This window comes from Methylobacterium sp. E-016 (assembly GCF_022829745.1).
Classification (GTDB): domain Bacteria; phylum Pseudomonadota; class Alphaproteobacteria; order Rhizobiales; family Beijerinckiaceae; genus Methylobacterium.
Genome location: NZ_JAKSYF010000156.1, coordinates 232,749 through 239,135 on the forward strand (window position 1 = coordinate 232,749; position 6,387 = coordinate 239,135).

A 6,387-nucleotide genomic window follows, 5' to 3' on the forward strand; every position below is an offset into this window, starting at 1 on the left:
CGCGCAGGCCGATCGCCGGGGGAATGGGTCGTCGACGGTCGGCGACCCGCGCGACGATCAGGCCGCGACCAGGAGGGCGGCGCCGGCGACGCCCGAAAGCACCAGGCGCAGGCGACCGAGCCAGACCGGGACGAGGCCGCGCCGGGCGAGGTCCTGGTCGACCACGCCCCAGGCGAGCACCAGGATGCCGAGGGTCCGCAGGTCCCACGGGGCGGGGGCCGCGAGCGCGGCCCAGGCCAGAAGCGACGGGACGATGGCGATGAGGTAGTCGGCGTTGCCGGCGTTGCGCGCCGCCGCCGCGCCCCAGCGGATGCCGCCGAGGAAGGACGCGATCACCGCGCCGTAGGCCGAGAGGATGGTGCGCGGCGACAGGCCGATCGTGCCGAGGCCGCCGTCGCTGCCGCTGACGGCGAGCGCGGCGAAGCCGACGAACGGAATCAGTCCCGCGACGCCAAGGAGGACGGCGCCGGTCGGTACGGGGGAGACGCGCGCCATCCGACCTCCGGGCTGCCCGCTGCGGATCGGCGGTCGCATATCGAATCACGTATCCTACGAACGCCGCCGCGGAGGGTTCCCGCACTGCGGCATCATGGTCAAGCTTCCGCCGCCCGGAACGCCGGTCCGGGCCACCCGTGCGCTCGCGCTCAGACCCCCTTGCGGGCGGTCTGGCCGAGGGCGGGAGCGATCGGGGCCGGGGCGCCGAGCAGAGTCATCGGCCCGGCGGCGTCCTTGGCGACCGGGGGTTCGTTGACCGCGCGGTCGAGCCGGTGCGGCTTGAAGTTCGCGGCGATGCTGCGCGCCGCGGCGAGGTCGGCCGGGCTCAGCTTGGTCGCCACGTCGTCGCGCTTCTTGCCGGCATCCTCGTCGCCCTGCGCGGCGGCGGCGGCGAACCAGGCGTAGGATTGCGCGAGGTCCTGGGTCAGGCCGAGGCCGCGGGCGTAGAGCACCGCGAGGTTGTACTGGCTGTCGCGCACCCCGTACTCGGCCCCCTGCCTGAACCACGAGGCGGCCGAGGCATAGTCCGGCTTGCCGGTCGCGCTCGGGTTCTCGGCGTAGATCACCGCGAGGTTGTGCATCGAGCGGGCATGGCCCTGCTCGGCGGCGCGGCCGTACCACATCTTGGCCTTGTCGAGGTCGCGCACGAGGCCGGCGCCCTTCTCGTAATGACCGGCGTACTTGTACTGGGCCGGCGCGTAGCCGGCGCCGGCGAGCTTCTCGTAGAGCTTGGCCGCCAGCGACAGGTCGCGCGGCAGGCCGCGCCCGTCCGCGGCGCGCCCGGCCAGTTCCCAGACCGCGGTGCCGTCGCCGTCCTGCGCCGCCTGGCGGAGCTTCGACAGGCCGGCGGGCAGGGTGGCGAGGTCGCCCGCGAGCGAGGCCATGCTCGACACCTGCGGCACCGCGCTCCGGGCCTGCGCCGCCTTCGCCTCCGCGGGGGCGGCGGTGGCAAGCGCCTGCGTGGTCTGCGGGTCGGCCGGGGCAGGGCGGGCCTCGGCCGGCATCGCCGGCTCGGCCTTGTCCGCGCCAGGCTCGGCCTTCGGGTCGCTCTTGGGCGCGGCGGACGCGTTGGTGTCGGCCAGCACGGTCGGCGGCTGGGGCGCGCGCGCCGTGTCGCCGTTCGCGGTCGGGCGCATGCTGATCGCCTGCAGGGCGCCGAGCGCGAGCACGATCGCCGCGAGGCCGAGCAGCAGCGGCCGGCGCCGGCGGTTGATCTCGGCGCGCAGGCGCGCGACCGGTCCGTCGCCGGCCGCGTCCGCGTCCGGCATCGGCCGGCGGGCGGCGGGGCGCGGCTCGCGGCGGCCGGCCGAGAGGTCGGCCTCGGAGGCGACCTCGGCCTGGGCGGCCTGGGCGGCCCGGCGGGCGGCGGCGATGAAGTTGGTCTTGATGTCGGTCGCGCCGTCCGCCTCGGCGGGCTCGGCCCGGTCGCGGGCCTGGCGCTCCCGGGGGGCGGCGTCCTTGGACGGACGCGCCGCGCCGGGCTCCAGCAGCTCGTCGCCGGCCCGGGCCGTCTCGGGGCCCGTCGCGGCGGCGCTCGGAAGCTCCGGGCGCCGGGCGGTGCGGGGGCGCGGCGCCTCGACGGTGGTCGAGGCGAGCAGGCGCTCCTCCAGCGGCACCGCGCGGTTGCCGATCGGGGCGCGGGCCGGCGCGGCGGCCGGGGGCGCATCGAGGCGCCCGGTCAGGCGCTCGAGGGCGGTCTGCACCCCTTCGAGCGTCGTGGCGAGGCGCTGGTCGGACGCCGCCTGCCGGGCCTGCATGTCCGCGAGGCCGGCGCGCAGCAGCCCGAACTCGCTCGTCTCGGCGTTCCCGCGCCCGCCGATCGAATCGGCGACGGCGCTGCGGGTGGCACGGGCCACGGCGGCCTCGATCGGCGCCTCGTCGCGGAGCGCGGAGACCTGCTTGAGCAGGTCGCCCATGGACCGCTCCAGGCTTGCGAGCGTCGGGTCGCCGCTGCGGGCGTCGAGCCGGTCGGCGATCGACACCACCTGCTTTTCCAGGGCGTCGAGGCCGTCGTCGCCGGAGCGCGCGCCGACGCGGTCGACCTTCTCCGCGAGGTTGCGCAGCATGGCGTGGATCGAGGCGACGTCGCCGCCCGGCATCGCCGGCATGCGCAGGCTCTCGCCGAGGCCTTCCAGGCGCCCGATCAGGTCGCCCACCGGCTGGGTGCTGACGCGGTCGACCTTGTCCGACAGCGCGTCGATCCGCCCGAGGATCGCCTGAGAGCTGGCCGCGTCGGCGCCGTGTGCGCCCGCCTGCATCGCGTCGAGCTTCGAGGCGATCGCGTCGATCTGGTCGACCAGCGCCGCCGGGGCGGGAACGCTGGCGTTGAGGCCGCTGCGGATCTCCTCCAGCAGAGGGCGCAGGGCGGTGTCGCTGCCCGCGGTCGCGGCCTTTTGGAGCTGGGCGATCTGCGCGCTGATCGCCTGGACGCCGGCGGCGAGGCTCTGGATCCGCTCCGGCCCGGCGAGCGCCGCGATCAGGCGGCGGATCTCCTCGATCTCGTCGAACAGGTGCTTGAGCGCGTCGTGATCGACGGCGCTGCCGTGCCCGGTGGCGACGACGGCATCGAGCCGGGAGGCGAGGCGCTCGACCTCGCCGGCCACGCGGGTGTGGACGTTCTCGGCCACGTCGTCGGCCAGCCGCTCGACCTGCGCGCGGATCAGCTCGATCGGCTCGGCGATGGCGGCGAGGTCCGCCGGCGCTCCGGCGCGCTCGACGCCGCTGGCCAGCGAGATCACCGCCTGCTCCAGGGCGCCGAGGTCGCGCCGCGTGGCGAGATGGCCGATCGATTCGCGAAGCCGGTTCGTCTCGCGGCGCAGCTCGGACACCGCGGTGTCCGGCAGCGCGGTGTCCTCGACCGTCGCGTCGAGGCGGCGGGCGATGTCCTCGCGCATGGTCGCGACCACGCTGGCGCCGGCGTTCTCGCCGAGCTCGCGCTGGCGCTGGCGGATGTCCTGCACCGCATCCTGGATCTCGGCGGCCGCCGGGCGGCCGCGCCGGCCCGGGGGCCGGGTCGCCGCGAGCTGCTCGCCCAACGCCGACATCCGGCGCTCGATGTCGCCGAGGCGCTCGGCGACCTGCTGGACCGGGGCGGCGCTGGCGCCGATCGCCGCGCCGATGCGGGATTCGATGTCGGCGATCCGGCGCTGGGCGGCGTCCTCTACCGACAGCCGCTCCTCGGCGAGGGTGCGGTCGAGCCCGTCGATGCGCGCGAGCAGGGCCTGGATGGTCGCGCCGAGAGCGCCGTCCGGGGCGGCGTCGGGCATCGTCGCGGCGGCGGGAGCCGGCGCGGCCTGTGCGGCCGGCCGGGACGTCCCGAGATCCGAGGCGGGGCGGCGCGGCACCTTCGTGCTGGATTTCGCCGCCGCCTTGACCGAGCCCGCCTTCGCCTTGTCCGGCACGACGGAGGCGATCCACGTTTCCAGCGGAACGCCGGCGCGGCGGGCCACGTCGCGGGCAGCATCGAGCACGTCGGGATCGAAGTTGTCGAAGCTCGGCGTCGCGGTTCGGGTCATCATCGGGCCTGCGTTCGGCGGCGTTCGGCACCGGGCCCCGGCCACGTTCGCGCACGCTTGCGACGTGTCCGGAACGCGGTCCTCGGATCGGTTGTCCAGGACCATTAACTTTCTTGGTAAACACCGGGTTAAGAGGTCGAACATGGGTTGCATCGGTCGAAACCGCGGAACCCGGCCGCACCCCTCTTGCCCCCGGACGGCGGGATAGTTTATATATGAACTATCGAGAGACCCACCGCTCCACGACGGACCGGGCAGGGCCTCCGCCCCCTTGGAGGATCGACACATGCCGAGCTATCGCGCCCCGGTCGAGGACACCCTGTTCCTCCTCAACGACGTGCTCGGCTTCCACAACCATGCCAACCTCGCGGGCTTCTCCGAAGCCACGCCGGACATGGTCGAGGCGGTGCTGAACGAGGGCGCCAAGCTCGCCGACGAGGTGCTGGCCCCTCTCAACCGCGTCGGCGACCTCGAAGGCTGCCTCCGCCGGGCCGACGGCTCGGTGACGACGCCCAAGGGCTTCAAGGCGGCCTACGACGCCTACGCCCAGGGCGGCTGGATGGGCCTGTCGGTGCCGGAGGAATACGGCGGCCAGGGGCTGCCGCACACGCTGAACACCGCGATCCAGGAATTCGCCTCCGGCGCCAACCTCGCGCTCGGGATGTATCCGGGCCTGACGCAGGGGGCGATGGCGGCTTTGCTGGTTCACGGCTCGGACGAGCAGAAGAGCACCTACCTGCCGAAGATGGTCGAGGGCGCCTGGACCGGCACCATGAACCTCACCGAGCCCCATTGCGGCACCGATCTCGGCCTCCTGAAGACCAAGGCCGTGCCGAACGGCGACGGCTCCTACGCGCTGACCGGCACCAAGATCTTCATCTCGGCGGGCGAGCACGACCTGTCGGAGAACATCGTCCATCTCGTCATCGCCCGGATCGAGGGCGCGCCGGCCGGCACCAAGGGGATCTCGCTCTTCGTGGTGCCGAAGTTCCTGGTGAACGCGGACGGCTCGGTCGGCGCGCGCAACGGCGTGTCCTGCGGCTCGATCGAGCACAAGATGGGCATCCACGGCAACTCGACCTGCGTGATGAACTACGACGGCGCCACCGGCTGGCTCGTCGGCCAGGAGAACCGCGGCCTCAACGCGATGTTCGTGATGATGAACGAGGCGCGGCTCGCCGTCGGCGTGCAGGGCCTCGGCCAATCCGAGGTCGCCTACCAGAACGCCGTGGCCTACGCGAAGGACCGGCTGCAGGGCCGCTCGCTCACCGGCGCGAAGGCGCCGGACAGGGCTGCCGACCCGATCATCGTCCACCCCGACGTGCGCCGCACGCTGATGGGCATCCGCGCCTTCAACGATTCGGCGCGCGCGCTGATGCTCTGGACCGCGCTGCAATCCGACATCTCGCATCGCTCCGAGGACGCGAAGGAGCGCCAGACCGCCGACGACCTGCTCGGCCTGCTCACCCCCGTGGTCAAGGGCGTGCTCACCGACCGGGGCTTCGCCAACGCGGTCGAGGCGCAGCAGATGTTCGGCGGCCACGGCTACATCGAGGAATGGGGCATGTCGCAGTTCGTGCGCGATGCCCGCATCGCGATGATCTACGAGGGCGCCAACGGCATCCAGGCGATGGACCTGATCGGGCGCAAGCTGCCCAAGGACGGCGGTCGCGCGATGATGACCTTCCTCGGCGAGGTCCAGGCCTTCATCAAGGACAACGGCGAGGACGAGGCGCTGAAACCCTTCACCGGGCCGCTCCAGGCCGGGCTCAACGACCTGCAGGGCGCCACCATGTGGTTCATGCAGAACGCGTTCTCGAAGCCGGACAACGCCGGCGCCGGCGCCACCGACTACATGCATCTCCTCGGCCTCGTCGCGATGGGCTACATGTGGGGCAAGATTGCCAAGGCGGCGAACGCCAAGAAGGCCGAGCGGCCGGAGCGCATGGAGGCCAAGCTCGCCATCGGCCGGTTCTACATGGAGCGGGTGCTGCCCGAGACCGCGATGCGCTTCGGGCGGGTCAAGGCCGGCGCGGACACGACCATGGCCTTGCCGGCCGAGGCGTTCTGAGGGAGTTCTTCCCTCCCCCCCTCTGCGGGGGAGGGTGGGCCTCGCGCCAGCGAGGGTCCGGCGAGGGGCGCGACCTCTCCGGACGACGCGCTCCCCTCTCCCCACCCCCTTCGCGGGCCACCCTCTCCCGCAGCGGGGAGAGCGTTAGCGGTGCGGCTGCGCAAGCAGGACAAAGCAACGGAAACGCCATGACTGACGCCTTCATCTACGACCACTTCCGCACCCCCCGCGGCCCCGTCAACCCGGCCGGTTTGCTCCCCGCCGTCAACTCCCTCCCCCTGGCCGAGACGGCCGTGCGCGCGCTCC

3 protein-coding genes are annotated in these 6,387 nt (G+C 73.5%); 1 reads left to right on the plus strand and 2 read right to left on the minus strand.

The window, feature by feature from the left end:
- Window positions 1-57: 57 nt before the first annotated feature.
- Both MKK68_RS24155 and MKK68_RS24160 read right to left on the minus strand, forming a co-directional pair.
- Window positions 58-495 carry a DUF3429 domain-containing protein gene (locus MKK68_RS24155; protein ID WP_147729576.1) on the minus strand — a complete coding sequence of 146 codons (438 nt, stop codon included), beginning with the start codon at window positions 493-495 and terminating at the stop codon, window positions 58-60.
- A 149-nt stretch (window positions 496-644) separates the two neighbouring features.
- Window positions 645-4,010: a hypothetical protein gene (locus tag MKK68_RS24160; protein WP_244033141.1), complete on the minus strand. Its 3,366-nt coding sequence runs from the start codon at window positions 4,008-4,010 to the stop codon at window positions 645-647.
- 286 nt (window positions 4,011-4,296) lie between these two features.
- Between MKK68_RS24160 and MKK68_RS24165 the strand changes: the two genes are divergently transcribed.
- Entirely contained in the window at window positions 4,297-6,081 is a 1,785-nt protein-coding gene (locus MKK68_RS24165; RefSeq protein WP_147844357.1) for an acyl-CoA dehydrogenase C-terminal domain-containing protein, read from the plus strand.
- The last annotated feature ends 306 nt before the right edge of the window (window positions 6,082-6,387 follow it).